Origin of the sequence: Streptomyces sp. NBC_00223 (genome assembly GCF_036199905.1) — a bacterium.
Lineage (GTDB): Bacteria > Actinomycetota > Actinomycetes > Streptomycetales > Streptomycetaceae > Actinacidiphila.
Window position 1 is genome coordinate 1,199,998 of the sequence record NZ_CP108109.1, and the last position, 26,404, is coordinate 1,226,401.

25 protein-coding genes and 1 tRNA gene are annotated in these 26,404 nt (G+C 72.9%); 14 read left to right on the forward strand and 12 right to left on the reverse strand.

Annotated elements, in window-relative coordinates; all coding sequences use genetic code 11:
- Positions 1-3 precede the first annotated feature (3 nt).
- Complete coding sequence (locus OHA30_RS04995) at positions 4-414, reverse strand: RidA family protein (RefSeq protein WP_328912576.1); 411 nt, start codon at positions 412-414, stop codon at positions 4-6.
- A gap of 449 nt (positions 415-863) precedes the next feature.
- Here OHA30_RS04995 and OHA30_RS05000 point away from each other — a divergent pair, with 449 nt between their 5' ends.
- The 6 genes from OHA30_RS05000 to OHA30_RS05025 all read left to right on the forward strand — a co-directional run bounded on the left by OHA30_RS05000 (position 864) and on the right by OHA30_RS05025 (position 5,658).
- A complete protein-coding gene (locus tag OHA30_RS05000) occupies positions 864-1,070 on the forward strand; it encodes a hypothetical protein (RefSeq protein WP_328912577.1) in 207 nt (68 codons plus the stop codon).
- Entirely contained in the window at positions 1,054-1,578 is a 525-nt protein-coding gene (locus OHA30_RS05005) for a DUF6879 family protein (RefSeq protein ID WP_328912578.1), read from the forward strand. The genes OHA30_RS05000 and OHA30_RS05005 overlap by 17 nt, the downstream gene beginning before the upstream one ends.
- On the forward strand, positions 1,562-2,395 hold the full coding sequence (locus tag OHA30_RS05010) for a helix-turn-helix domain-containing protein (RefSeq protein ID WP_328912579.1): 834 nt from the start codon (positions 1,562-1,564) through the stop codon (positions 2,393-2,395). Before OHA30_RS05005 ends, OHA30_RS05010 begins: the two co-directional genes overlap by 17 nt.
- Positions 2,396-2,733: 338 nt before the next feature.
- The gene (locus tag OHA30_RS05015) at positions 2,734-3,921 is read left to right on the forward strand and encodes a cupin domain-containing protein (RefSeq protein WP_328912580.1); all 1,188 of its coding nucleotides are present in this window, start codon (positions 2,734-2,736) and stop codon (positions 3,919-3,921) included.
- The gene (locus tag OHA30_RS05020) at positions 3,918-4,823 is read left to right on the forward strand and encodes an aldo/keto reductase (protein WP_328912581.1); all 906 of its coding nucleotides are present in this window, start codon (positions 3,918-3,920) and stop codon (positions 4,821-4,823) included. Before OHA30_RS05015 ends, OHA30_RS05020 begins: the two co-directional genes overlap by 4 nt.
- Entirely contained in the window at positions 4,804-5,658 is an 855-nt protein-coding gene (locus OHA30_RS05025; RefSeq protein WP_328912582.1) for a hypothetical protein, read from the forward strand. The genes OHA30_RS05020 and OHA30_RS05025 overlap by 20 nt, the downstream gene beginning before the upstream one ends.
- Before the next feature lie 217 nt (positions 5,659-5,875).
- Here OHA30_RS05025 and OHA30_RS05030 read toward each other — a convergent pair.
- Together OHA30_RS05030 and OHA30_RS05035 are read right to left on the reverse strand one after the other, a co-directional pair.
- A tRNA-Leu gene (locus tag OHA30_RS05030) sits at positions 5,876-5,963 on the reverse strand.
- Positions 5,964-6,122: 159 nt separating this feature from the next.
- Positions 6,123-6,452: a chorismate mutase gene (locus OHA30_RS05035; RefSeq protein WP_328912583.1), complete on the reverse strand. Its 330-nt coding sequence runs from the start codon at positions 6,450-6,452 to the stop codon at positions 6,123-6,125.
- A 255-nt stretch (positions 6,453-6,707) separates the two neighbouring features.
- Between OHA30_RS05035 and fdhD the strand changes: the two genes are divergently transcribed.
- The 3 genes from fdhD to OHA30_RS05050 all read left to right on the forward strand — a co-directional run bounded on the left by fdhD (position 6,708) and on the right by OHA30_RS05050 (position 10,132).
- Positions 6,708-7,553: a formate dehydrogenase accessory sulfurtransferase FdhD gene (gene fdhD / locus OHA30_RS05040; RefSeq protein ID WP_328912584.1), complete on the forward strand. Its 846-nt coding sequence runs from the start codon at positions 6,708-6,710 to the stop codon at positions 7,551-7,553.
- Positions 7,554-7,672: 119 nt separating this feature from the next.
- Positions 7,673-8,047: a hypothetical protein gene (locus OHA30_RS05045; RefSeq protein WP_328912585.1), complete on the forward strand. Its 375-nt coding sequence runs from the start codon at positions 7,673-7,675 to the stop codon at positions 8,045-8,047.
- A gap of 258 nt (positions 8,048-8,305) precedes the next feature.
- Positions 8,306-10,132: an AMP-dependent synthetase/ligase gene (locus OHA30_RS05050; RefSeq protein ID WP_328912586.1), complete on the forward strand. Its 1,827-nt coding sequence runs from the start codon at positions 8,306-8,308 to the stop codon at positions 10,130-10,132.
- Between the two features lie 39 nt (positions 10,133-10,171).
- Here OHA30_RS05050 and OHA30_RS05055 read toward each other — a convergent pair whose 3' ends face one another.
- A complete protein-coding gene (locus tag OHA30_RS05055; protein WP_328912587.1) occupies positions 10,172-10,876 on the reverse strand; it encodes an SLATT domain-containing protein in 705 nt (234 codons plus the stop codon).
- Positions 10,877-11,056: 180 nt separating this feature from the next.
- On the opposite strand from OHA30_RS05055, the gene OHA30_RS05060 reads away from it, so the two are divergent.
- A complete protein-coding gene (locus OHA30_RS05060) occupies positions 11,057-11,788 on the forward strand; it encodes a class I SAM-dependent methyltransferase (protein WP_328912588.1) in 732 nt (243 codons plus the stop codon).
- 51 nt (positions 11,789-11,839) lie between these two features.
- Here OHA30_RS05060 and OHA30_RS05065 read toward each other — a convergent pair whose 3' ends face one another.
- Together OHA30_RS05065 and OHA30_RS05070 are read right to left on the reverse strand one after the other, a co-directional pair.
- Positions 11,840-12,556 (reverse strand): Clp protease N-terminal domain-containing protein, encoded by a 717-nt coding sequence (locus OHA30_RS05065; RefSeq protein WP_328912589.1) that lies wholly within the window; start codon positions 12,554-12,556, stop codon positions 11,840-11,842.
- Between the two features lie 349 nt (positions 12,557-12,905).
- A complete protein-coding gene (locus OHA30_RS05070) occupies positions 12,906-14,948 on the reverse strand; it encodes a phage holin family protein (protein WP_405785793.1) in 2,043 nt (680 codons plus the stop codon).
- A 186-nt stretch (positions 14,949-15,134) separates the two neighbouring features.
- Between OHA30_RS05070 and OHA30_RS05075 the strand changes: the two genes are divergently transcribed.
- Together OHA30_RS05075 and OHA30_RS05080 are read left to right on the forward strand one after the other, a co-directional pair.
- Positions 15,135-15,926: an MBL fold metallo-hydrolase gene (locus OHA30_RS05075; RefSeq protein ID WP_328912590.1), complete on the forward strand. Its 792-nt coding sequence runs from the start codon at positions 15,135-15,137 to the stop codon at positions 15,924-15,926.
- Positions 15,926-16,579: a DedA family protein gene (locus OHA30_RS05080; RefSeq protein ID WP_405786153.1), complete on the forward strand. Its 654-nt coding sequence runs from the start codon at positions 15,926-15,928 to the stop codon at positions 16,577-16,579. The genes OHA30_RS05075 and OHA30_RS05080 overlap by 1 nt, the downstream gene beginning before the upstream one ends.
- A gap of 177 nt (positions 16,580-16,756) precedes the next feature.
- Here the strand turns inward: OHA30_RS05080 and OHA30_RS05085 are convergent, their stop codons facing one another.
- From OHA30_RS05085 to OHA30_RS05095, 3 genes are all read right to left on the reverse strand, one after another.
- The gene (locus OHA30_RS05085) at positions 16,757-17,821 is read right to left on the reverse strand and encodes an MBL fold metallo-hydrolase (protein WP_328912592.1); all 1,065 of its coding nucleotides are present in this window, start codon (positions 17,819-17,821) and stop codon (positions 16,757-16,759) included.
- 98 nt (positions 17,822-17,919) lie between these two features.
- Positions 17,920-19,131, reverse strand: a complete 1,212-nt coding sequence (locus tag OHA30_RS05090) for an aminotransferase class I/II-fold pyridoxal phosphate-dependent enzyme (RefSeq protein ID WP_328912593.1) — start codon at positions 19,129-19,131, stop codon at positions 17,920-17,922.
- Positions 19,132-19,968: 837 nt separating this feature from the next.
- Positions 19,969-20,595 (reverse strand): HAD family hydrolase, encoded by a 627-nt coding sequence (locus tag OHA30_RS05095; RefSeq protein ID WP_328917729.1) that lies wholly within the window; start codon positions 20,593-20,595, stop codon positions 19,969-19,971.
- 169 nt (positions 20,596-20,764) lie between these two features.
- On the opposite strand from OHA30_RS05095, the gene OHA30_RS05100 reads away from it, so the two are divergent.
- The gene (locus OHA30_RS05100) at positions 20,765-22,225 is read left to right on the forward strand and encodes a bifunctional phosphatase PAP2/diacylglycerol kinase family protein (protein WP_328912594.1); all 1,461 of its coding nucleotides are present in this window, start codon (positions 20,765-20,767) and stop codon (positions 22,223-22,225) included.
- A gap of 73 nt (positions 22,226-22,298) precedes the next feature.
- On the opposite strand, the gene OHA30_RS05105 is transcribed toward OHA30_RS05100, so the two are convergent.
- Positions 22,299-22,721 (reverse strand): SseB family protein, encoded by a 423-nt coding sequence (locus tag OHA30_RS05105; protein WP_328912595.1) that lies wholly within the window; start codon positions 22,719-22,721, stop codon positions 22,299-22,301.
- Positions 22,722-22,948: 227 nt separating this feature from the next.
- Positions 22,949-23,182, reverse strand: a complete 234-nt coding sequence (locus OHA30_RS05110; RefSeq protein WP_328912596.1) for a hypothetical protein — start codon at positions 23,180-23,182, stop codon at positions 22,949-22,951.
- 110 nt (positions 23,183-23,292) lie between these two features.
- On the opposite strand from OHA30_RS05110, the gene OHA30_RS05115 reads away from it, so the two are divergent.
- Positions 23,293-24,306: a ketopantoate reductase family protein gene (locus OHA30_RS05115; protein ID WP_328912597.1), complete on the forward strand. Its 1,014-nt coding sequence runs from the start codon at positions 23,293-23,295 to the stop codon at positions 24,304-24,306.
- Here OHA30_RS05115 and OHA30_RS05120 read toward each other — a convergent pair.
- Positions 24,303-26,345 carry a DUF5107 domain-containing protein gene (locus OHA30_RS05120; protein ID WP_328912598.1) on the reverse strand — a complete coding sequence of 681 codons (2,043 nt, stop codon included), beginning with the start codon at positions 26,343-26,345 and terminating at the stop codon, positions 24,303-24,305. The genes OHA30_RS05115 and OHA30_RS05120 overlap by 4 nt on opposite strands.
- Between the last annotated feature and the right edge of the window lie 59 nt (positions 26,346-26,404).

Below are 26,404 nucleotides of genomic sequence, written 5' to 3' on the forward strand. Positions count from 1 at the left end.
ACCCTACGCGGGCAGCGCGACGGTCAGATCGAGCTCGACCAGCTGGCCGGTGAAGCCGAGTTGGGCCACGCCCAGCAGGGTGCTCGCGGTGCTGAACGCGGGGCCGAGCGGCGAGGCGTTGAACGCCTTCCACACGGCCGAGAGCACGGGGGTGCGCTCGCTGACCACGTAGATCACCGACCGCACCACGTCCTCGGGCCGGGCGCCGACGGCGGCCAGCGCGATCAGGGAGTTGGCCGCGACCCTCGCCGCCTGGGCCGCGTGGTCGCCGCGCCCGACGACGGTTCCGGCCTCGTCGAGCGGGCACTGCCCGGCCAGATACGCGGTCCGCCCGGCCTCCACGACGGTGATGTGGTGGTAGCCGGGGGTCTCGTGGAGGCCGCGGGGATTGATCCGGGTGATTCTGTCGCTCATCCCCCGAGTCTCCCGCCGCCCCGCCTTCCGCCCCACCGATTTTTCCCCGGCGCGGCAGTCAGCGATCCGCCCGACGCCGTACGCCCTGCGCCCCGCGCACGGCACCGAAAACACGAAAACCCCGGCTCAGCGGGGGTTCCTCGCTGTGTCCGAGGGGGGACTTGAACTCTCCGCTCGGGTACCAGCCCGCAACTGCTCTGACCTGGGGAAACACCCGCCAATAGGCAGGGTTTCGGCGGGTGCTTCCCCTCTTCTTTCCTGCTGTTTCTGTCCGTTTCAGGGGGGTGTTGGTCATGCGTTGGTCACGTGCCCAACCTGCTTCGCCCTGCTCGACGGAGTGACTTTATGCCACAACACGCATAGTCGCGGCTGTGCATAGACGGGTCCAGACGACGCCCCGTACGGTCGTTCTCTCCGGCCCAACTCGGCCGTAGACCAGGGGGTTTCGCATGGCACGCGAGGAACTGACGCGGCTTACCGGGAACGGCAACGGTGAGTGCGGAGAGAAGGACTGCCCGAACGTGTACCGCACGGCGACCGGTTCGTTCGTCATGCAGGGCGACGTATCCGAAGCATTCACCCCGCCCGCAGGGGAAGGGATCGTAGAAATCCCGGAGTCGATTCTCAGGGAGGCAGTTCGTGCACTTGGATGGTGACGCGTGGAATGACTGCTTCGATTCCATGAAGCACGAGGCATGGCGGCTGGAGACGCTGCCTGTCTACACCGTGCCCCAGGAAGCGGAGAGGTTGAAGCGCTTTCTCGCCGGAGAGAATTCTCCCGACGATTACACCTCGGGCTGGATGGACGAGGTTCGGCAATGGACCTCGGAGGGAAAGAGCGTCGGCAGGGTTCATATGGTGATCCGTCCGCTCTCGGACTACCTTCGGTTCGAGTTCGAGTACTACTACCGGCACCATGTGAAGGTCGGTGAGAACATCCGTATTCTTGACCTCACCGACCGGGAGATCCCGGGTCTGCCGAACCAGGACTTCTGGATGTTCGACAATTCCAAGGTGGTTCTGATGAACTACCGGACAGATGGGACGCAGATCGATCGGGAACTCTACGAGGGTGATCCGGAGCCGTACCGGCAGTGGAAGCGAATTGCCGTTGCCGAGTCGGTACCATTCCTGGAGTATGTGAGCGGTGACATTCGACCCTGAACAATTGGGGCAGCCAAAGCAGGAACTGGCGGCCCTGCTGAAAGAACTGCGCAAGCGGGCCGGTCTCACTGGGGACCGGCTCGCTCGGCGTTGCAACATGTCCCAATCGAAGATCAGCCGGATCGAAAACGGGAAAGTTCTGCCAAGCCTGCTCGACCTGGAAAGAATTTTCCGGGCCGTTGTCGCTCCGCCAGAGGTCATCGAGGAGGTGGTTGCCCTCGCGAGACTGGCCAACACCGAGTGGCAAGACCTTCGATCACTTCGCCGGAGAGGGCTGGAAAAGAAACAGTTCGAGCTTGCCGCTCTCGAATCATCGTGTGCGGAGTTCAGATTCTTTCTGCTGTCGATTATCACTGGGCTGCTGTCCACTCCTGAGTACATCCGGGCCAGCCTCGCCCATTCTCCGGCCGACATCAGCAAGACGATGGCGAGGAAGTTGGAGCGGCAGGACGTTCTTTATGATACGACGAAGCGGTTCACCTTCATTCTCACCGAGCAGGCTGTCAGGTGGCCGCTCCTGCCCCCAGCCGCGATGGCGTTGCAGATTGACCGACTGGCCTCACTCACCCACTTGACGAATGTGAAGCTCGGCGTAATCCCGATAGCGGGATACAAGCCCATGGCCCCGATGGATACCTTCACTGTCTACGACAACAGGCTAGCCACCGTGGAGAACACGACCGGTGTCGTGATCCTGAGAGACCCCAGAGACATCGACATGCACCTGGAGCTGTACTCCACGTTGGAGGGCTATGCGTTTTTCGGCGAGGAAGCCAGAGCCCTCTTGGTGTCATGGTCCGCCGCCTGCCGTTCATGATCTTTAGTCCATGACGGGAAAGAACTGCACAGCCCTCGCTATCAGGGTTAATCATTTTCCCATGGCGGCGACCGAGCCCAGGTTCTCGCCGGAACCCTGGCGATCCGGTAACCGCCGAACTCGCCGCCTGTCCCCTTTGCTTCCTGCCGGATTTCCGGTGGGGGTTCCGAGAAGAGAGGTAGTCCGGCAGTGGAAGAGAACATCGGTTCACCGGCCCCCGAGGGGGGTGGACTGCTCGTCGCGAAGCGGAAGATCGTGGCCGCGCGTACCCGCGCCGAGCAGGAGTCGGACGTCAGCAGTGGCCGTTCCGACGGCAACGACCAGCGGGGTTGCCCACGATGCTTGATGCAGCCTCGTGGGCGGGGCGTCTGGGCGGGGACAACTTCCTCGCCCAGACGTACCACCGCTCCTACGCGCTCTTCCCCGGAGTCGCCGGCACGGCGGATCTGTTCTCCTGGGACGACCTGAACCGGATCATCGCCACGCAGCGGCTGGAGCCGCCCCGGCTGCGCCTGTCGGTCGACGGCGAGACGGTCCCGCTCCACCGCTACGCGATCCCGACCACGAACCGCCGTGCGGTCACCTGGTCCCGTATCCAACCGTCCGACTTCCACGCGCAGCTCAGAGACGGGGCGTCGCTGGTCCTCGACGCGGTGGAGAAGATCCACCCTGCTGTGGGGGCGGCTGCGGAGGGACTGGAACGCTTCCTTGGGACTTCCGTACAAGCCAACGTGTACGCCTCGTGGACCGAGCGAGAGGGCTTCGGCCGGCACTGGGACGACCACGACGTGGTGGTGGTCCAACTGCACGGCTCGAAGCGGTGGCGCCTGTGGGGGATGACCCGTAAAGCGCCCACCTTCCGGGACGTGGAGTCGCCGGAGGAGCCGGAGGGCGACCCGGTAGCGGACCTCGTTCTGTCCCCGGGGGACGTGCTCTACCTCCCGCGCGGCTGGTGGCACGCGGTCTCCGCCGACCAAGGGACGGAATCCCTTCACCTGACGTTCGGCACGGTCCCGCACACGGGCGCTGACCTGATGCTGTGGGTCGTCGATCAGCTCCGGGCGTCCCTCGCGTTGCGCAGGGACATTCCGCGCTTCGGCTCGCTGGCGGAACAGTCGGACTTCATCGACGCCGTGCGCCGTGAGGTGGCCGGCATGATGGCGGACCCGCGCCTCGTGGAACGTTGGGCCGAGTCGATCGACACGACCGACCTGGGCCATGCGATTCCCTCGCTGCCCTACGTGAATGGGCTCCCCGCACGATCGGAGATCACGGTCAAGCTCACCGCTCCGAGGGGTCGCCTGACGGCGAACCGCACACAGGGCACAGTCACCTTCTCGGCGGCTGGTACCGCCTGGGACTTCGCCGAGTCCGCAGCGCACGCGCTGGGCACACTGCTGACCAACCAGCCGACCACACTCGGCGAGATGGCCGACTCCGCCGGGCTGGAAGTCAAGGACGTGGCCGAACTGGTCTCCGTTCTCGTCGAAGGTCACGCAGTCGCAGTCGTGGGGACCGCGCTGTGACCGCCGCGCTCTCCCTGGGGACATACCGCGTGCGTACCGTCGATCAGGCGGCACGCACCGCCCTGGCTGCCGGTAGTCCCTGGGTGGACACGGCACCCAACTACGCCCACGGCCGGGCTCATGAGGAGCTGCGCCCGGTTCTCGGGGAGTACCCGACCGTGCGGGTAGCCACGAAGACGGGGTTCTTCACGGAGGAGCAGGGCCGCACCGCACTGGCTGAGGGCGTGCTCACCCGGGAAGAGGCGGCCAATGGGCACAGCCTTGAACGGGGTTTCGTTCGCTGGCAGACGGAACGCTCGTTGGCCGCGCTCGGCCGCGTGGACCTGGTGTTCGTGCACAACCCCGAGCACCGCGGGCACGGCCTTGGCCGTGACGATTCACGTTGGCGTGTGCGGGAAGCCTTCACGACGCTGGAGGAGTTCGCACATGCGGGCAGGATCGGTGGGTACGGCGTGGCCACCTGGTCCGGCCTGACTGCCGGAGCGTTCAGCGTGCCCAAGTTGCTCGCGCTCGCCCGGCAGGCGGCGGGCTCCGCCGAGCATCACTTCACGGGCTTGCAGATGCCCGTCAGCCTGATCATGGATGACATGATCAGGCAGGCTCTCAGCGGTGGCGGGCCACTGGCTCAGGCGAAGGACGCCGGTCTGATCACGTTCGGCTCCGCGCCCCTGCACGGGGGCGACCTGCTCGATGCCATGACACCCGAACTGGTGGACTTCATCCGCCCCGGCCTGTCGGCCGCAGCCGCTGCCCTGCTGGCTGCCGGCTCCTGTCCCGGCCTCGATGTCGTCCTGACCTCCGCGAGCACCCGCGAGCACTGGGACGATGTGGCCAGGGCTCTGGCTGCGCCGCTGACGGCCCAGGAACTCAGGAGGGTGACGGATGAACTCGCCGGTGAATGAGGAGGTACAGACCCTGATGGAGGCCGCCCACGACCGGGCGGCCAAGGCACTGGGTCTCACATGTGCGGGACCGCTGGCGTGGGGCTTCCTCGGTGTCACCCTCGGGCGGCGGGCAGGGAACCTGTGGCTACGGGTGAGCCGGACTGCGAAGCGCAACGCGGGGAGGAAACAGGGGGAGGGCATCGTGGGAGTGTCCCTGCTCGTGCCCGACGCTGTCCCGTGCCCGCGCCTGTACGAGGTGCACGACTGGACTGACGGCGAGTGGGCCTTCGAGGCCGAAGTCCTCGACTTCGTCAGGCAACCCGTGGTGTCCCCGGACCGAGCCGATATCGACCACGACCCGCGGTTGCCGGATGAGTGGTGGGGGAGCCTGCGCCGAGCCCTGGCCCTGCTCGCACAGACGGAGGGAGTGAAGGTAACCGTCCGGGACGGGTGGATCGCGCGTGCCTTTCCCCAGTTCCTTGGGGTCCCGGCACCCGCCAGGGTGGAGCGGGTGACCGGTCACGGTGACCTGCACTGGGGCAATCTCACGACCATGCCCCTGACCCTGCTGGACTGGGAGCGGTGGGGGCTGGTGCCCGTCGGCTATGACGCGGGGCTCCTCCACGCCAACAGCTTGCTCGTTCCCGACGTTGCTGCCCGCATCGGCAAGGAGTTCGAGCCGGTCCTGCACACCCCTGCCGGCCGAATCGGGGAACTCGCCGCCCTGGCGGAGATGCTGCAAGCTGTAGCTCGTGGCTGGTACCCGGACCTGGCCCCGCGCCTTCTCGCTCGTGCCGAGGCACTCACGGGCGTTCGGCCACCGCTCCCGGTGCACTCCGAGGTCAGTGCCTGAGAATCTCGCCCCGTCTTGAGAACCCCGGCGTCAGCGATGCGACGGGGTCTCTGCGGTTTCGGGCGCCCGTGTCTCAGGCGCTCCCACCGATGTGCCGACGCCTTCCCGCTCCACCTCGGCGCTGACGGCCAGGACTGCGCACACGATGGCTCCCGCCGTGGTTGGTCACGCCACAGCCGGAGAAACAGAAAAACCCCAGATCAACTGGGGTCTCCGGTGGTGTCCGAGGGGGGACTTGAACCCCCACGCCCGATAAAGGGCACTAGCACCTCAAGCTAGCGCGTCTGCCATTCCGCCACCCGGACCGGGTGTGCCGCCGTGACCTGCGAAGTCGCGGTGACAGGGTCAACGATACCAAGGAATCGGAGTGCTTCTCACCTGGGATTCCGGCCGCCGGACCGCATCGGTCCGGCGCCCCCGCCACCCCGGCCGGGCCCCCGCCGAAGGCGCCCCTGGGGGGCCGCTCAGCTCCGTGCGGCGATCGCGCGGTGGTGGCGCACCACCTCACCGATGATGAAGTTCAGGAACTTCTCCGCGAACGCCGGATCGAGCTTCGCCTCCGCCGCCAGCCGCCGCAGCCGGGCGATCTGGTCGGCCTCGCGGGCCGGGTCGGCCGCCGGCAGCTGGTGCGCGGCCTTGAGTTCACCCACCTGCTGGGTGCACTTGAAGCGCTCCGCGAGCAGATGGACCAGCGCCGCGTCCAGGTTGTCGATGCTGCCGCGCAGCGCCCGCAGCTGTTCCAGTGCCTGTTCGTCGCCCACGAGAGTGTGTTCGGCGGTCGGCTGGTCGTTCATCGAGGTCTGCCATCCTGGTAGGTCAGTGATGCTCCGCGGTGATGCCGGGTTCACCCTATGACACCCTGCGTAGGAGGGGCCCGGTGCGGCCGGGCGCGCACAGGGTGAACGAAGGCGGGCCGCAGCGCGCCGGAGCACACGGTGACGCCGGCGGCACACCCGCCCGGCACACTCAGGGCGCCACATGAACGGCGCACAGGCGTACGGCCCACAGGACGTACGGCGCACAGCGAGAGAACCGGGGCTGGTGAGGCAATGGGACGGGTCACCGAACGGCGCCGCGTACTGCGGATCAGGGACGGCGCCGCCGGGCACCGCGCGGACACCCTGGTCGCCGAGGAGCCGCTGGAGATCCGGCTGAACGGCCGCCCGCTGGCCATCACCATGCGCACCCCCGGCGACGACTTCGCCCTGGCCATCGGCTTCCTGGTGAGCGAGGGGGTGCTCGCGGCCGCCGAAGAAGTGGCCTCGGTGGTCTACTGCGCGGGCGCCACCGCGGACGGCGTCAACACGTACAACGTGGTCGACGTGGCGCTCGCCCCCGGCGTCCCCGTCCCCGACATCAGCCTGGAGCGCAACGTCTACACCTCGTCCTCGTGCGGGCTGTGCGGCAAGGCGAGCCTGGACGCGGTACGGACCCGTACCCGGCTGCCGATCGCCGACCCGCTCACGCCGCGTGTCACGCCCGCGCTGCTGGCCGCGCTCCCGGACCGGCTGCGGGCGGAGCAGGCGGTCTTCGAGCGGACCGGCGGGCTGCACGCGGCGGCGCTCTTCACCGCGGAGGGCGAACTGCTCGACGTCCGCGAGGACGTGGGGCGGCACAACGCGGTGGACAAGCTCGTCGGCCGCGCGCTGCGCGAGGGTCGACTGCCGCTGGACGGGCGCATCCTCATGGTCTCCGGCCGGGCCTCCTTCGAGCTGGCGCAGAAGGCCGTGATGGCGGGCATCCCCGTACTGGCGGCGGTGTCCGCGCCGTCCTCGCTCGCCGTGGACCTGGCGGCCGAGTCCGGTCTGACCCTGGTCGGCTTCCTGCGGGGAGAGTCCATGAACGTCTACGCGGGCGAGTCCCGTATCGTACTGGCGTCCGAAGACACGGACTGAGCCCGCCGCGGACCGAGCTTGCCTGCGCCCAAGGCGATCCGTACGAGAGCCCGTCCGCACGGAAGCCGGTCCGCGCGGCCGCCCCCCGACGGAGCGGCACAGCAACCTGGGAGCCGACCGTGTTCGCCCTGAGCGCCGCCCTGACCGTCCTGCTGCTCCTTGAGGTGGTGCCGTCGGCGCTGGCGGCGCTGAGCCGGTTCGGGCCGGGAGTGGAACGGCTCGACGGTCTGACCAGGCTGGGGCTGCGCGAGGGCCGGCGTCCGTGGCTCGTGCCGGGCGTCGGCGTCCTGCACACCCTCACCACGGCGGCGCTCCTCGCCGGGATCTGGCGGCCGCCGTACGGTGTCGCGGGCGCGGCCGTCGAGGCGGTGTTCTTCGGCTGGGTGCTGGGCAGGCAGTCGCGCTGCGGCGACCGCGGCAGGGCGCTGTTCGCGTACGCGCTCTTCCTGTCGTGGGCACTGGCCGTCCTGGCGGTGTCCGCCGCCCGGCTCTGACCCCGCGGCACCCGGCACCCGGCGCCCGCCTCGCCGGGTGGAGCGGACGTGGCCGGGAGGGGCGGATTTCGTGGAGATGCACCGCCGCCCCGGCGTACCCCCGCGCGCGCCGGAGCGCGTCCCTCCCCTTGCCACGCCGGGTAAGACCTATCGCATCAGTACGGATGTCCGAAAACCCGGCGTACTGAGGCCCTCTCCCCTTCCTCCTGGGGATCGGATAGCTTACGGGCCCGCACAGGCCCCATAGGAGCATCCCCGTTGCGTCAGTTCACTGTCCCCCCACTGGTCACGACACCGCAGGCGGGCGGTCTGGCCGACGCCGTGTTCGGCAACGCCGACCGGAGCCCAGGCGACGTGGTGTTCGGGCGCGCGGACGGGCGGGGCGGGTGGCAGGACGTGACGGCCGCCGCCTTCCGCGACGAGGTGGTCGCCGTGGCCAAGGGCCTGCTGGCGGAGGGGATACGGTTCGGCGACCGCGTCGCGCTCATGTCCCGTACCCGCTACGAGTGGACGCTCTTCGACTTCGCGCTCTGGTCCATCGGCGCCCAGTCGGTGCCGATCTACCCGACCTCGTCCTCCGAGCAGGTGCGGTGGATGCTGCACGACTCCCAGGCGGTCGCCGCGATCGTGGAGCACGAGGACCACGCCATGACGATCGGCGCGGTCGTGGACGGGCTGCCCCGGCTGAACCGGCTGTGGCAGATCGACGCGGGCTGCGTGGCCGCGCTGTCGGAGGCGGGCCGGCACATCAGGGACGACGTGGTGAAACGCCACCGGCTGGCGGTCACCCCCGAGGCGGTCGCCACCGTCATCTACACCTCGGGCACCACCGGGCAGCCCAAGGGCTGTGTGCTCACGCACGCCAACTTCATGGCCGAGACCGACAACGTGGTGGCCCGCTGGGCGCCGATGTTCACCGCCAAGCCGGGCGAGGTGCCGTCCACCCTGCTCTTCCTGCCGCTGGCCCATGTCTTCGGGCGGATGGTCGAGGTGGCCTGTGTGCGCCACCGCATCCGGCTCGGCCACCAGGCGAGCATGACCGCCGCCGACCTCGTACCCGACATGGCCGCCTTCCGGCCGACCTTCGTGCTCGCCGTGCCGTACGTCTTCGAGAAGGTCTTCCGGGCGGCCCGCCGCAAGGCGGAGGCGAGCGGCCGGCTCGGCGTGTTCGAGAAGGCCGTGGACATCGCGGTGCGGCACGCGGAGGCGATGGAGGCCAAGGCGTTCGGCACAGGACCGGGGCCGACCACCGGTCTGCGGTTGCGGCATCAGGTGTACGACAAGCTGATCTACAGCCGGGTGCGTGACGCGCTCGGCGGCCGGGTCCGGCACGGCATCTCCGGCGGTTCGGCGATGGACCGGCGGCTCGGCCTCTTCTTCAGCGGCGCCGGGGTGACGATCTACGAGGGCTACGGGCTCACCGAGAGCACCGCGGCCGCCACCGCGAACCCGCCGGAGCGGACCAGATTCGGCACGGTCGGCCAGCCGGTGCCCGGCACGACCGTACGGATCGCGCATGACGGCGAGATCCTGCTGAGCGGCGGGCAGATCTTCGGCGGCTACCTCAACAACAGCCGGGCCACGGACGCGGTGCTGCGCAACGGCTGGCTGGCGACCGGCGACATCGGGACGCTCGACGAGGACGGTTATCTCACCATCACCGGACGCAAGAAGGAGATCCTGGTGACCAGCGGCGGCAAGAGCGTGTCGCCCGCCGCCCTGGAGGCCCGGGTCCGCTCGCACCCGCTGGTCGCGCACTGTGTCGCCATCGGCAACAACCGCCCCTATGTCGCCGCGCTGGTCACCCTCGACCCGGACGCCGTCGAGCACTGGCTGACCATGCGCGGCAGGCCGCACGTGCCGCCGTCGGAGCTGGTCCGCGACTCCGACCTGGAGTTGGAGATCCGCCGGGCGGTGGTGGCCGCCAACACCCTTGTCTCACAGGCAGAGTCGATCCGCTCCTTCCGCATCCTGCCCACCCAGCTCTCCGAGGAGTACGGCACCCTGACTCCGTCGATGAAGCTGAAGCGGCGGGCGATCGAGCACAGGTACGCGGCGGAGATCGCAGCGCTGTACGGGGGTTGAGGGCGGGGGCGGGGGCTGCGCCGGTGGCCGGACCCCCCGTCACGCTCCCGGCGTGCGCTCCGGGCCCAACGCGGCGCCCAGCTCGTGCAGTTGGCGGGTGTTCGCGCTGAACTCGGTCTGCCAGTCGGCCGTCTCCGAGTCGATCTGCCGGCGCACGGCGGTGACGAGTCGGCCGATCAGCGCCAACTGCCGTTCCACCTCGGCCGGTTCGAGCGGATCGTCCGGCCGGGCACCGCCCGGGCCGGCCCGCAGTACGTCGGAGGCCCACTCCAGCCGTACGGCGTTCAGCTCACCCCGCAGGGCGTGCGCGGCCGCGATGTCCCGCATCCAGGTGGAGGACAGCCCGAAGAAGTGGTCGAAGCCCTTGCAGCCCGCGGCGAGGGCGAGCAGGACGTATCCCCAGCCCTGGCCGGAGCCGCCCGCGGCCGCCGCGCCGAGCGGGACGGCGGTGCCGGCCACCGCGAGGACGATCGCCAGGCCCTGGAACGTCCGCGAGCCGACGCGCTTGCGCTTCTTGTCGCGCAAGTACCAGTCCACGGCGTCCTCGACACCCTGCTCGGCCCACTCGCGCAGGCGCGCCAGCGCCTCGCGCTGGGTGCCCGGGTCGTCGGCGCTGACGGCGGGGAAGGGCCGCGGTTCGAGATCCCCGCGCCCCCGGTCCCGCCGCCTCGCCGTACCGGTGCCCGTCGCCGTGCCAGTACCTGTGGGTATCGCCGTCGTCCCGTCGTACTCCCGGCCCGTCATCCGTCCCGCTCCCCCTCGTACCTCCGGCCCCGCCCCCGCCCTGGACCGCCGAGGCTATCGGCCGGGTGCCACGCCCGTTGCGGGCGTGTACCGAACGGCTGCCGCTGGGGAGCAGGGCGTAACGGGGGCGCAAGGTCCCGGGTGAACTGCCGTTCACGTGGGGCCTCTAGCATGTCCCACATGCTGGACTACGACGTGGAAGCGGCGCGCTACGACGCGACGCGCGGGGGTGTGCCGCGCGCCGGGTCCGCCGCACGGGCGGTGCTCGCGCTCATACCGGACCGGGCCCGCACCCTGCTGGACGTGGGCTGCGGCACGGGTCTGGTCACCGAGCGGATGGTACGGCCGGGGCTGCGGGTCGTCGGCGTGGACGCGGCGCCGGGCATGGCCCGGGTCGCGGCCGGGCGGCTCGGCCCCGCGCTGGTGCTCGGCGACTGCCACCGGCTGCCGTTCGCCGACGCGTCGCTGGACGCGGTGAGCGCGGTGTGGCTGCTGCATCTGCTGCCGGACGCGCCCGTGGTGGTCGCGGAGTGCGCGCGGGTGCTGCGGCCGGGCGGGACCTTCGTCACGACGGTGGACAAGGACGCGGGCCACGACGTGGAGAGCGATGTGACCGGGCTGCTGGCGCCGTACCGGGTGCACCGGGCGTACGACGCGGAACGGCGGATTCTGGCGGTGGCCTCGGAGCACGGGCTGCGCCGGGCCGGCGAGGCACGCTTCACCGGCCACGGCCAGGGGCGTTCGCCTGCCGGTACCGCGCGGGACGTGGCGCGCGGGTACTTCGCGTCCGCACTGGACCTCGACGAGGACCAGTGCGGGCTGCTGGTCCGGCGGCTGTCGCTGCTGCCGGACCCCGAGGTCCCGCGCGCCGATCCCGTGTACCGGCTGCTGGCGCTGCGCAAGGAGGGCTGACCGCGCGGCGGCCTCACCCGCCTCTTCCTGGCTGTTCTCGTCTTTCCCGGCTCACCTGCCGAACTTGGCCAGTTGCGCCAGCACCCATTCCTCCACGGCCGGGTGGGTGACGCCGAGCGCGGTCAGGGCCCGCGCCGAGGGGTCCTGGTCGTCGCTGAGGACGCCGAGCAGGATGTGTTCGGTGCCGACGTAGTTGTGGCCGAGGCGGAGCGCCTCGCTGAAGACCAGTTGCAGGGTCTTGCGGGCGGCGGGGCTGAACGGCAGGTGGCCCTTGACGGACTTCTTCTCCGTGCCCGGGGTGGCCACGGCCGCGCGGACGGCGGCCGCGTCGGTGCCCAGGTCGACGAACGCGCGGGCGGCGAGGGTGTCGGGCCCGGCGAGCAGGCCGAGTACGAGGTGCTCGGGCCCGATGGCGGCGTGCTTGGCCTTGCCGGCCTCCTCCTGGGCGGCGGCGACCGCGCTGCGGGCCCGGGGGGTGAAACGGCTGAAGTTGGCGTCGAGATTGAGCCCGAGGTCCTCCGGCAGCTTGGGCACGAAGCGCTTCTGGGCGGCCTGCTTGCTGACGCCCATGTGCGCGCCGATCTCGGTCCAGGAGGCGCCGGCCCGGCGGGCCTGGTCGACGAAGTGGCCGATGAGGTGGTCGGCGACCTCGCCGACGTGACCGGCCACGGTCACGGCGTGCTCAAGGTCTTTCAGGGGGTCGCTGTCGGTGTGCTGCTGCTTGACGTAGTCGATGAGGTCGTCGAGTCGTACGGGGCGATCGGTCATGCGTCAACTTTAGGTTGACGAGATATTGACGTCAACCCGGAGTTGACGATTCCGTCTTCTCTCGCTGAGGTCGCTCGGCACCGCCGGGACGCGGTGTGGGGGGCTTCTCGCCATTGCGGCGGGGATATCGCCTGAGCGTCGGCCCCGATCCCTGCCGCCGCGGCGGGACGCGGATCGGGCCCTTTCTGCGGTGCCGGACTGCCTGGCGGGCGGGGGAGCCCGGACCGCGTCGGCTCTGACCGGGACAGTTCTTCGGGCCCGGCCGTCGCGGCGGGGGTGGTGTGGGGGCCAACGCTCCCCCATGCCACAGAGTCCGGCCGCGTGATCCAGCCGCGCCGGAGGCGACCGCTCAGGGGTGGGGGGCCGGGAGGGCGGTCGCGTTCTCCGGGGACGGGGACGGGGTGGGTGGGCGGGGGGAGCGTGGGGGCGGGGCCAGCCACGTGCGGAAGAGCGTGTGCAGCGCGCTCGCGCCCACCAATGGGCCGCCCGGCAGGGGGAGTTCGACCGGGTGCAGCAGAAAGGGCCGGCCCTGGGGGCCGCCCAGGCCGCCGTGGGAGCCGGCCTGCTCCTCGAAGGCGTGCACCGCCCCCGTCTCCGGATCGCACGCCGAATTGATCATCAGATCAGCCGTGTGCGGAAACCCGTCCGTCCGCAGCACCGCCTCGGCCGCCCCCTCCCCGAACCCGGCCAGCGGGTCCGCCCCGACCACCCGCCCGGTCGCCAACTCGCGCTCCCCGCAGGCCCCGAGCACCAACGGCCCCCGCTCCGCACTGCGGACCAGCACGAACCCGATCCCCGGATGCCCGGTGAGCGTCGCCGCCAACGCCGGGTACCGCCGCTCGATCTCCTCCAGCGTCGCCCGCCCCTCGATGTCGGGGAAGGCCACCAGGCCCAGATTGCCCGAGGCCAGCACGACCGGCTCGGACGGCGGCCCCTGGCACTCCGCCTCCTCCGCGCTCCGGCCCCGCTCGGGCCGCCGCAGCGCCGTACGGGCGGCCGCCCGCGCCTCGGCGCCGCCGCGCCGCCGGGGCAGCCGCCCGCCGCGGGCCAGCCCGCAGCCGGCCCGTACCAGCTCACGCAGCGCGACCCCGTACGCCCCCTCGAAGGTCTCCCCCGCGCTCTGCCCGTGGTCGGAGAGCAGCACGACCCGGTACGGGCGCGGCGCGTACCGTGCCGCGTCCGCGATCAGGCGTACCGAGCGGTCGAGCCGGGTCAGTACCTTGCGCGCGTCCCGGCTGTTCGGGCCGGAGTGGTGGGCCACCTCGTCGTAGGCGACCAGGTCGGCGTAGACGGCCGTGCGCCCGGCCAGCATGTCGCCGACCACGGCGGCCACGGCGACGTCCCGTTCGACCACGGTCGCGAACGCCCGCAGCAGCGGATAGAGCCCGCCGCGCTTGATCCGCGGCCGTTCCCTGCGCAGCCGGGCCGCCCGGGACTCCAGGATCTCCCGGCCGACCTCCGCGCAGAACGACCAGGCGGTGCGTACCGCGTTGGCCGGGTCGGAGAAGTACGCGAAGTACCCCGAGCGCGGGCGGCTGAACTTGTCCCGTCGGGCCGCGACCGACATCACCAGCGCGGACTGCTCGGCGCCGCCGGTGAAGAGGTTGCCGCGGCTGGCCCCGCCGTCGGCGAGCAGGCCGAGCGAGCCGGTGAACGCCACCGCCCGGCGTTCCAGCTCGGCCGCGCTCGACGGTCGGTTGCAGACCATCACCTGCCCGGTCTTCTTCTCGAACCAGCGGAAGGCGGGCACGTCGTGGTTCGTGCCGTGCAGGATCGCGAGCTGGCTGGCGCCGGTCTGGCTGCTCCAGTCGGTGCGCCACGCGGTGAGCCGGTGGGAGCCGCCGAGCCAGCCCGCGACCGTGGGCATGACGGGCGGCGAGGAGGTGAGCGCGTCGCGCAGCACATCGTGGCCGACGCCGTCGAGTTGCAGGAAGACCGTGCCGGGCGTGGTCGGCAGCGGCGGGTCGCCCGCCCGGCGGCGACGCCGGCCGGCCAGCCGGGCCAGCCTGCGGCCGTACGCGGCGTCGTCCCGTACGGCCAGCGCGGTGCTCGTCGCGGAGGAGGCGGCGGACATCACGGCGGCGATGACCACGGCCGTGGCGGGGGTGACCTCGCCGCGCCCGTCGGGGGTGACGCGCAGGGCGACCAGCAGCAGCGAACCGTTGAGGAAGAACACCAGCGCGCCCAGCACCAGCGCGGGCACCAGCAGCAGCGCGCGGACGATCAGCGGCCACACCAGCGCGCTCAGCACGCCGAACGCGCCCGCCCCGATCCCCGCGGTGACCGCGATCTGCGTCGGGCTGTCGCCGTCCGGCGCCTCGATCCTGAAGTCCGGCAGCAGCCAGGCGAGTACGGCCAGCGTCGCCGAGGCCACCACCCACACCGCGAGCACGCGACCGACGGTCCGCAGCGCGCTTCTGCCCGCGGCCCGTCTCCGACTCTCTCCCGGCTGAGGCACCCCTCCACCCTGCCATACGCGCAGGTCCGGTCGTGGTCGGCTGCTCACCGGCCTCCGCCCCGGGCGCAGGGCTTACGCTCGGGGGCGGACGTCGGCGGCAGCCGGGAAGGGACGTGCGCGGTGTCGGTGGAGATCACGTGGTGGGGGCATGCCACGGTGACCGTGCGGGACTCCGGGGTGCGGGTGCTGACCGACCCGCTGTTCGTCCGGCGGCTGGCGCATCTGCGCCGCAGGCGGGGCGCGGTGCCGCCGCCGGCCGCGGCGCGGGCCGACGTGGTGCTGGTGTCGCATCTGCACGCCGATCATCTGCATGTCGGTTCGCTGGCCCGGCTGGCCCCGGGCACCACGGTGCTGCTGCCGCGCGGCGCCCTGGCCGCGGTACCGGGTCTGCGGCAGCTGCGCGACCGGCTGCGGCTGGTGGAGGTGACGGCAGGGGAGTCGGTGGAGTACGGCGAGTTGACGGTCAGGGCGGTGCCCGCCTCGCACGACGGCCGGCGCCTGCCGTACGGGCCGCAGCGTGCCCCCGCGCTCGGTTACGTGGTGGAGGGCGCCGCGCGTACGTACTTCGCCGGGGACACCGGGCACTACGAGGGGATGGCCGAGGCGGTCGGCCCGTGCGACATCGCGCTGCTGCCGGTGGGCGGCTGGGGACCGTTCCTCGGCCACGGCCACCTCAACGCGGAGCGGGCCGCGCACGCGCTGGCGGAGCTGGCCCCGAGGGTGGCCGTGCCGGTGCACTACGGGACGTTCTGGCCGATCGGCATGGACGCGGTCCGGCCGCACGAGTTCCACACCCCGGGCCAGGAGTTCGTACGGCTCGCGGCGCGGCTGGCCCCCGAGGTGGCGGTGCACCGGCTGGAGCACGGGCAGAGTGTGCTGGTCGCGGACGCGGGGCGGGAGAGCGCGGGGTGATCGGCATTCTGGCGTCGGCCGCCGCGAACCCGCCCCCGTCGCAGGGCGCGCAGCAGGCCATCGGCTACCCGTCGCTCTTCCTGCTGGTGGCGCTGGGCTCGCTGCTCCCGGTGGTGCCGACCGGGGCGCTGGTGTCGAGTGCGGCGGTGGTCGCCTTCCACCAGACAGAACCGGTCGCGCTCGCCTTCGTGTTCGCGGTGGCGTCCCTGGCGGCGTTCCTCGGGGACGTGGCCCTGTACTGGCTGGGGCTGCGCGGGGTCAGGTCCCGCAACGGCTCGCGCTGGCTGCGGCGACTGCACGACCGGGTCGACGAGGGGACGCTCGCCCGCTCCCAGCGGCAGCTCGACGAGCACGGGGCCGCCGTTCTGGTGCTGTCGCGGCTGATACCGGCGGGCCGGCTGCCGGTCATGGTGGCGTGTCTGCTCGCGGAGATGCCGCTGCGGCGCTTCGCGCGGGGCGACATAGCCGCGTGCCTGGCGTGGGCCGCGGCGTATCAGCTGATCGGCATACTGGGCGGCTCGCTCTTCCCCGAGCCGTGGCAGGGGGTCGCCCTCGCGGTCGCGCTGACCTTTGTGATCGCCGCGGTGCCGACGATCCGCAGGCGGCTGCGCCCGGCGCCGACGGGAACGGGAGGGGCCACGACGGGCGAGTAGGCAGGCGTGCGCGTGCGGTGACCGGACGGGTTGGCCGGGTCCGTCCGGCTTCCGGTTCTGTCCTCAATCGCCGGACGGGCTGATTTTCAGCCCGTCCGGCGATCGAGGACACCGCGCGGTCGGCGGGCTGCCCGATATCCGCGATCGCCGCACCAGCCGTGAGGGGGCGTCGAAGACTTACGCCGGGCGGGCGGAACTCGCGGCTGAGCCGGGATGCGCGGGAGACGCGGCCCGGCCCAGCACCCTCGACGCCCCGATCGGCAGGTCCCACAGGGCCGTGCGGGGCAGGGGCTCGGCCGCCCAGGCCGCGCGCAGCCGGGTCAGCGGCTCCAGCGGAGGTTCGCCGGAGAGCAGGAAGGTGGCCCAGTGCATCGGGGCCATCGCCCCCGCGCCGAGGTCGAGAAACGCCTGCACGGCCTCCTCCGGGTCCATGTGGACCCGGCCGAGCAGCCAGCGCGGGGCGTAGGCGCCGATCGGCAGGAGGGTGAGGTCGATACCGGGGTGGGCGCGGGCGATCTCGCGGAAGAAGTGGCCGTAGCCGGTGTCCCCGGCGAAGTGGACACGGGTACCGGCCGGACCGGTGAGCACCCAGCCGCCCCACAGCGAACGGCAGGTGTCGGTCAGGGTGCGCCGGCTCCAGTGGTGGGCGGGCACGAAGTCGAACCGCACCCCGCGCAGCTCCGCGGCCTCCCACCAGTCGAGTTCGGTCACCCGGGTGAATCCGCGCCGGCGGCACCAGCGGCCCAGGCCCGCCGGGACGTAGAGCGCGGTGTGGCGCGGGAGCCGTTTGAGGGTGGGCGCGTCGAGGTGGTCGTAGTGGTTGTGGCTGATGACGACCGCGTCGACCGGCGGCAGCGCGGACCAGGGCACTCCGACCGGGGTGATCCGCGCCGGGGTGCCGGGGATCCGCCGGGACCAGACGGGGTCGGTGAGCACGGTGAGCCCGCCGATCCTGATCACCCAGCTGGCGTGCCCGGCCCAGGTCACGCTGATCTCGCCGGGCCCGGCGTCCGGTACGGGGCCGGGGACGACCGGCAGCGACGGCACGTCCCTGAGGGTGTGCGCGGGCGGCCGTGTCGCGCACTCGCGCACCAGGCGGACGAGGTTGCCGATGCCGAGCGCCGGCGTGGAGGCGGGCACGGCCAGCGGGTCGGTCAGCCGGTCGGCGAAGGACCGGGGCCAGCGGCGGTCCTCGCCGGGCGGGCGGGGCGCGGGGCGGGTGCGCTCGCTCTGTTCGGTCATCCGGACTCCCTTGCGTGCGCCGGTACGGCTCCGGTGGGCGCGCCGCGGCGGTGAGGACACCGCGGCCGCGGCTCCGGCCGCGACTCCTCGAACGTAAGTCAGGCCCCGCGGCCCCGCGATCCCGTGTCGGCCGGGCCGCCGACCGCGGTCGCCCCGCTCAGCCCGGCGAACGCGGCCCCGAGCGCGGCGAGCGCGGCCGCGACATGCGGGACGGTGAGCGGGTCGGGGGCGGCCAGTGCCGTACGCCGTTCGGCGTCGGTGGCGCCGTGCAGGGCGCCGGTGTCGATCCGGACCCGGGGCTCGGCCGGGTCGTCGCCGAAACGGTCGCCGCCGGGCACGGGTCTGCCGAGGGCCGCGGTCAGCCGTTCGGCGACGGCCGCCGCGCCGAGCCCGGGTGTGCGCAGCGTCGGGTAGAGCTGGAAGCCGGCCTTCGGCGGGCGGCACAGCGCCCCGGCGCCGGTGATCGTCCGGTACGCGGCCGCGGCGGTCCGCGCGTGCAGCAGGTTCGCGGCGGCGGTGCGGTCGGTGACCTCGGCGGGCTCCGTCAGCACGTACGCGGTCGCGGCGGCCACGGGCCCGGGGAGCGCGGCCCGCAGCGCGGCGAGCACCTGGGCGGTACCGGCCCGCCAGGCCATGCCGTACTCGGTGCCGGGGAAGCGGGCGAGCGCGGCGGGCACGGCCGAGGGGACCAGGGTCGCGCCGAGGTCGGTGAGCACCACCGCGTGGTCGGGCAGCATCTCGGCGGGGCTGAGCAGCACGGTGTCGTGGTGGTGCAGCGTGTCGGAGTACGTCTCGTCGGAGACGATCAGCAGGCCCGCCTCGGCCGCCGCCTCGCAGGTCTGGTGGAGCAGTTCCGGCGGGCTGACCGTGCCGCTGGGGTCGTCGGCGGCGGACAGCACGAGCAGCCGCGGGTCGCCGCCCTCGGCGCGGGCCCGCCGTACGGTCTCCAGCAGCGCGAAGGCGTCGGGCACTCCCCCGCCCTCGGCGGGAGTGGTCACGGTGTGCGTACGGCGGCCGAGCAGCCGGACCACCGGAGACTGCCAGGCGGCGGACGGGCGGGCGAGCACGGGTTCGCCTTCGGCGGCGGCCAGCAGTGCGAGCAGCAGCGTCTCGGCGCCGGGCGCGGCCAGTACGCGGTCGGCGCCGCCGGGCAGGCCGCGCCGGGTCCAGTAGCCGTCGGCGGCGGCCAGCAGGCGGGGGCCGCCGCCGGGCGGGTCGGCGGCCGTCCGGGTGCTGAGATGTTCGGTCCAGTACGCGGGAACCGGCAGGCCGGGGTCGGGCCGGACGTCGTACGGCGGGGAGAGCCGCATTCCGCACCTCCGCTGCGTGGTGACACCCGGAGTTCGCAGGCACCGGGGAGTGGCCTTACCCGCTTCACCATCCCCCTCTCCGCCCCCTCCCGCACCGCCGCACACAAACCCCCAGGTCAGCGGACCCGCCCAAAGGGCGGGTGAAGGGGCGGTCGCGGGCACGACGCCGCCCGCCGAGGGCGGGAAGAGGTTGACGGCAGCGCCGCCGCCGAGGCGCGACCTGGTAACGGCACGGGCGGCGTGGGCGCGGTCAGCAAGGCAGGACGCGGGCGGCGGGCGCGCCATCGGCGGCGTGGTGGGGGCGCGGGCAGGCGGGGGCGCCGGGTTCTCAGCCGATGATCAGCCCGGCGGACGGCGGTTGGCGAGCGCGTGCCCAGACGCCGTCGACAAGGCAAGGCACGGGGAGCAGCCGACGGGAGCGCCGCCGCCGAGGCGCGACCTGGTGACGGCCCGCACGGGCGGCGTGGGCGCGGTCAGCGAGGCAGGACGCGGCCGATCCGGGCGCCGTCGGCGAGGCGCGGTGGTGATGGTACGGACGCGGGCAGGCGGGGGCGCCGCGTTCTCAGCCGATGATCAGCCCGGCGGACGGCGGTTGGCGAGCGCGTGCCCACACGCCGTCGGCGCGGCGCGACCAGGGAGGTGCCGGGCTGATCAGCCGGTGAGCGGCCCGGCGGGGGTGCCATCGGCGGCGTGGTGGGGGCGCGGGCGCGGCCGGCGCGGCGGGGCGCGTCTGGCCGGGCGCTGTTGGCGAAGTGCCGCCAAGAGATGGCGGGGGCGAGGTGGGGGCGCCGGTGATGAGCCGGGCGGGTCGTCGGGGAGACGGGCGGGACGGGGTGGTCAGGGGGTGATCAGGGTGGGGAGCTGCCGCATGTCGTCGAAGACGGTCGTACCCGGGCCCTCCAGCCAGCTCGCGGGGGTCAGGCCCCCGCAGTAGCCGAACGCCCGCATGCCCGCCGCGCGGGCCGCCTCCACGCCGTAACGGCTGTCCTCGACCACCACGCAGCGGGCCGGGTCGACGCCGAGGCTGCGGGCCGCGTGCAGGAACAGGTCGGGGGCGGGCTTGCCCCGGGCCACCTCGCTCGCGCTGAAGATCCGGCCCTCGAACCGCTCGTAGAGCCCGGTCAGGCCCAGGGTGTGGCGCAGCCCGGCGTGGCCCGTGCTGGAGGCGACGCACATCGGCAGGGTCAGCGCGTCGAGCGCTGCCACGATGCCGTCGACCGGGGTGAGTTCACGTTCGAACGCCTCCCGGTACAGCCCCCGGTACTCCGAGTCCCAGCCGTTGGGCAGACGGCGTCCGAGGTGCCGCTCGATCTCCGCGGTCATGTCGGCGAAGGAACGGCCCACGAAGCGTTCGACGATCTCCGCCTCGCTCAGCGGCCAGCCCAGCTCGGCCAGCACCCGCGCGTCCACCTTGACGGCGATCTTCTCGCTGTCGACCAGGACGCCGTCGCAGTCGAAGATCACCAGCTCGACCCCGGGCGGCGCGGACTCCCCGCCGTCGGGCTCCACTCGGCCGGACGGTACGGCGACCGGCGCTGCGGCCGTCGGCTCGACGGTGTCGGGCCGGACGTCCGGCTGCGGTGCGCTCATCCGGTGAGCGTACAACCAGGACACACCGGGTAACCGACGCGTCATGACGTATCGCTGGAAGGACTGGGACCGGGCGCTGTTCGCCGACGTGGCGGGGCGGCACTGGCCGGGGGCCGAGCCCGTGCTGCCCCGGCTGAGCCACGCGGCCAACCACGGGCGGCTGTGGTTCGCCGTCGCGGCCGGGATGGCCGTGGCCGGCGGGAAGAGCGGGCGGCGGGCCGCCCTGCGCGGGCTGGGGTCACTGGCGGTCGCCTCCCTGACGGTGAACACGGTGGGCAAGGGCGCGGTCCGGCGGTCCCGGCCGCTGCTGGACGCCGTACCGGCGATACGGCGGCTGCGCCGCCAGCCGGTGACCTCGTCCTTCCCCTCCGGGCACGCCGCCTCGGCCGCCGCCTTCGCCGCGGGCGCCGCCGCGGAGTCCGGCGCCTGGGGCACGGCGCTGGCCCCGGTCGCGGCGAGCGTGGCGTTCTCCCGCGTCTACACCGGCGTGCACTACCCGAGCGACGTACTGGTCGGGTGCGCGCTGGGCGTGGGCGCGGCCCTGGCCGTACGGGCGATGCTGCCGCCGACCGAGCGGCGGCCCGACCCGGGACCCGCGGCCGAGGCCCCGGCGCTGCCGTCGGGGCAAGGACTGCATGTCGTGGTCAACACCGCCTCCGGGCCGCCGCCGCTGCTGACCGGGCTGGCCGACCGTATCCGCGCGGAGCTGCCGCGCGCGTCCGTGGTCGAGGGCACCGAGGACGACGACCTGGCCGAGCTGCTGGAGCGGGCGGCCCGCGCGGCGGCCGAGGAGGGCGGGGCGCTCGGGGTGTGCGGCGGCGACGGCACGGTCTGCCTGGCGGCGTCCGTCGCGCTGCGGCACCGGCTGCCGCTGGCCGTCTTCCCCGGCGGGACCCGTAACCACTTCGCGCTGGACCTCGGCTGCGGCTCGGTCGAGGACACCTCGGCCGCGGTCGTCACCGGGCGGGCGGCGACCGTGGACCTGGCCCGCCGTACCGATCTCGCGGACAGTCTGACCTCCCCCTTTCTGAACACCTTCAGCATCGGCTCCTACCCCGATCTCGTCCGGGTGCGGGAACGCTGGTCGCGGCGGGTCGGCAGCTGGCCGGCCGGTGTGCTGGCCGCCGTGCATGTGCTGCGGACCTGTGAACCGGTCGACGTCGAGGTCAACGGGCGGCCCCGGTCGGTGTGGCTGCTCTTCGCCGGGAACTGCCGTTACTCCAGCTGGGGCCCGGCCCCCGTGCGGCGGCGCGACCTCGCCGACGGACTGCTGGACATCCGGATCGTGGACGCCGGTCCGTATGCCAGGACGCGGCTGCTGGGCGCGGCGCTGACCGGGGTGGTGACCTCGTCGCCGGTGTACCGGTCGACCGCCCTGCGCAGGCTGCGGCTGAGCGTCCCGGGCGAAGGAGTCCACCTCGCCTTCGACGGCGAGGTGGCGCCCGCGCCCCGGGAGCTGCTGCTGGACAAGGTGCCCGGCGGCCTGGTCGTGTACCGGGGCTGAGCCGCGGGACCCTGACGGGCCCCACGGCTCAGTAGTGCCCGCGGCTCAACGCCCGCGGCTCAGTTCTCGCGACTCAGTTCTCGCCGACGAGGCTGGCCAGCGCCCGCACCCCCTCCCCGGATATGCTCAGCGCGTCCTCGCTGCCGGTGTCGATGGACAGGATCAGCTCGTCCGACGGCCAGGCGCCGCTCAGCGCGGCCAGCTGGACCAGCCGGTAGCGCCGGGTCGCGGGCAGCGCGTCGGCCATCCGGGTCTCGGAGGTGAACACCGGGACCAGCTGCCTGCCGTCATCCTGCTCGTACACCGGGAGCTGTATCTCGCGGGGCAGCTCTGCGCCGCCGACGCCTTCCGGGAACTCGTCCGCGGCCGGTACGGGCAGCAGAACCTCGCTCACCGCGAGGGTGCTCAACGCGATGACGTTCTCACTGCCGTGGGCGATCTCGTGGAGTGCGCGCTGCGCCGGGGGCAGGGCACCGTTGGGGTTGATGTCGGTCATCGCTACGGATTCCTCTCGCCGGTACTGCTCTGCTCGGTCTTCATGGCTTCCTGTCGCTGAACCCGGCGCGTACCCAAGCCACCCCGGACCATGCGCCGCCCCCGCGAACACGGCCGACCGCGTCCCTTCGGCCGGCTCCCCCGTCGTACGCACCGCACCCACCCCGCATTCGCACACATACGCCTTTTTGGCATCTCTGTACGAATAACGACGGGATTCCGGAGAGGTCACGCGGTTTTTTCCGCCGATTCGAGCGGCAGGTCGCGCAGGGTCGCCCGGGCCGACCGCGCACCGGCGGCGGGGTGGCCGACACGTAGGGCCCGGCACTCCCCGCACCGGACGGCGGACAGCGAGAGGCGGTCGGGCAGCCGCAGCGGACCGGGCACGGCGAACCACGGCAGACCACGGCAGACCACGGCAGACCACGGCACAGCCGAGCCGAGGCCGACGATCAGCGGCACGCCGGCCGTCGGTCGGGCCCACAGGGCTCTGCTTCGCCTGCGGGGGCGGTGGCCGGGTCTTCGGGCGGTCGGCCGCCGGGCCGGGTGAGGGGGTGTGCGAGGCTCGGGGGATGCGATACATCATCATCGGCGCCGGGGCGGTCGGGGGCACGATCGGGGGGCGGCTGCACGAGAGCGGGCACGAGGTCGTGCTGGTGGCGCGGGGCGCCAACGCGGCGGCCCTGCGCGCACGCGGACTGCGGCTCGAACTGCCCGGCGGCGTACGGACGTTGCCCGTTCCGGTGGCCGAGGGCCCGGACGAGCTGACGCCCCGCGCGGACGACGTCCTCCTCCTGGCCGTGAAGACGCAGGACACCGCGGGCGTGCTGGAGACCTGGGCGGGCTACGGGGACGGCGACGGTGCCGGTCCCGCCGTGGTGTGCGCGCAGAACGGCGTGGAGAACGAGCGGCTGGCGCTGCGCCGCTTCCGTGACGTGCACGCGATGTGCGTCTGGCTGCCGAGTTCGCATCTGGAGCCGGGAGTTGTGCTGGCGCCGTGCGCGCCACTGACCGGAATACTGCACCTGGGCCGCTATCCGTCGGGCGCGGACGAGGTGACGCGGCGGATCGCGGCCGATCTGGCGGCGTCGGGCTTCGGCGCCCCGGTCTCGGCGGAGGTGATGGCATGGAAATACGCCAAGCTGATCGCGAACCTGGGGAACGCCGTCGAGGCGGTGTGCGGCCCGGACGACGCCGAGTCGCTGCGGGAGCTGACGGCACGGGCGCGCGCCGAGGGCGTGGCCGTCCTGGACGCGGCGGGCATCGCGCACATCGACCAGCGGGAGACCTCCCGGGTGCGCGGTGACCGGGTGAGCGTCCAGCCGCTCGAAGGCTCGGTGCGCGGCGGCGGTTCGTCCTGGCAGAGCCTGATGCGCGGCACGGGGTCGATCGAGACGGACTATCTCAACGGGGAGATCGTGCTGCTCGGCCGCCGCTTCGGGGTGCCGACGCCGGTCAACGAGACGTTGCAGCGCGCCGCGAACCGTTTCGCGCGGGAGCGCCGCCGGCCGGGCGACCTGACGGCCGGTGAACGGACGGCGCTCCTGGGCGCGATGACCGGGGCGGGCGCCACGACGGGTGGCTAGTCCTCCGGGCGCATCCGGAAGTCGTAGGCCGCCGGGAGCGGGTGTTCGGCGCGGGCCTGGGCCCGGAGGTCGAGTCCGGCCGGACCGTCCGCGCTGATCAGCGCTTCCGCGATGGCGTACCAGGTGTCGCCGAGCACTTCGTCGCCCTCGCGCAGGTCGTCGACGACGAAGCCCTCGTCGAAGATCGCCCGCGCCAGGACCGGGTCGCCCTGGGCGAGCGCGGTACGGGCCCGCAGCAGCCGGAAGCGTCCGCCGTCCGGCGGCTGTTCGCCCGTTCCGGGCGCCGGATCGGCGAGCATCCGGTCGGCGTCCCCGGCGCGGCCCGCCGCCAGCAGCGCGGGCACGGCCTCCAGGACCAGGGCGCGCCGCACACGTACGGCCTGCTCGGCGCCGGCCGCAGGAGCCTCGCCGAGAAGCGCGTACGCGGCGAGGAAGCGTTCCGCGGCCTGTTCGGTCCTGCCCGCATCGGTGTCGGCGACGGCGAGGGCGCGCAGCACCCAGGGCGAGGGGCGGGCGGCGTGCGCGCGCTCCCAGCTGCGTACGGCCTGCGCCCGGTCGCCCGCCGCCCACTGGGCGACGCCGAGGTGGTAGTCGCGGTACCACTCCTCGCCCGGGTGGGTGTCGGACGACTCCAGCAGCTCGCGCCACTCCGGGGAGACCAGCGAGGGGCCCGGGGGCTCGTCGGCGGCGGGAGGCGGAAGGACCCCGGTGTGCAGCAGCGCCAGCCAGGGCTGCTGGGCGTCGCCGAGGGTATCGGCGGGGAAGGGCGTACCGGGCAGGTCGAAGCGGCCGCGCTCGGTCTCCAGGGCGCCCCAGCCGGAACCGGTGGCGAGGACGTCCTTGGGTTCGTTGTCGGCGTGGGCGAGCCAGGTCCGGTAGGCGGCGTCGACGGTCTCGCGCGGCAGGGCCGTCTCCAGCCGTCCGGCGGCTTCGGCGCGGGCGGCGGACCAGTCGTCGCCGTGCACGAGCGCGGGGTCGGCGGCGAGCGGACCGTACGCCTCCAGCCAGGAGAAGTCGGAACCGGCGGCCATCGGAATGTGTTCGAGCTGAGTACGAGCCAGCCCGGCCTGGATCTCCAGGTAGCCGTCGGTGCCGGGTTCGGTGAGCCATTCCTGCCAGCGCCGGCCGCCGCGGCCGTGGCCCCACAGGAAGAGCTTGCGGCCGCGCAGCAGGTCGGTGGAGGTCTGCACGAGGCCGTGGCCGTCGCCGTCCAGCGCGGTGATCCAGCGCCGGTCGGTGTCCTGGACGTCGAAGAAGTAGTCGGCGGCGTGCTCGGCGCGGGTGGTGTAGGTGAGGTCCGGGCCGCCGCCGTCCCCGGGGACCGGGACATGGCTGAGGGTGCGCTGATAGCCGAAGTGCCAGGCGGCGTCGGCGGGGGCCAGCACCCGGGTCCCCTCGGCCTCGGGGACCGCGATGTTGGACCACCAGTAGGCGGGGACGGTGCGGTCGTGCGGGTTGCGGACCCGCACCCCGACGTAGAGGAAGTCGGAGCCGTCGGGCAGCCACATGTCGATCTGGAACGGCAGGTCGCGCAGGCGTTCCCACTCCCACAGCCGCAGCATCTCGCCGCCGTCGGGGGCGGGGACGCGGGCGGCGTGCAGCGGGGCGCAGGTGTGCGCGGCGTGGCCGGTGGCGCCGAGGTTCCACTCCACGCCGCCGGAGAACCAGGCACCGGCGAGCGCGAAGTCGGCCGGCTGGAACACGGGGTTGCGGTAGAGCAGTTCACGGCCGGTGGGCTTGTGCACCAGGGAGTACAGCCGGCCGCCGAGGCCGGGCAGCACGGTGGCGCGGACCCGGTCGTTCTCGATGACGAGGGCGTCGAGTTCGGCGGGGGCGCGCGTGCGGCCGTAATTGTCGAGGACCCGGACGGGCAGCACGGATCGCAGCGGCGCGTAGCCGATCTGCCGGGCCATGTCGGCGGGCAGCCCTTCCCGGTCCCGCGGGTCGAGTTGGTGCAGTTCGCCGGATGAGCGCAGGGCGGGCAGCGGGTTCTCCGGGCCGAGAGGCGCGGCCGGAATGCTCACAGCGGTACGTCGCACGGTCGTAGCCAAGGCCACCTCATCTTGCACACGTGGCCGCCTCGGTCACGGCGGCCGTT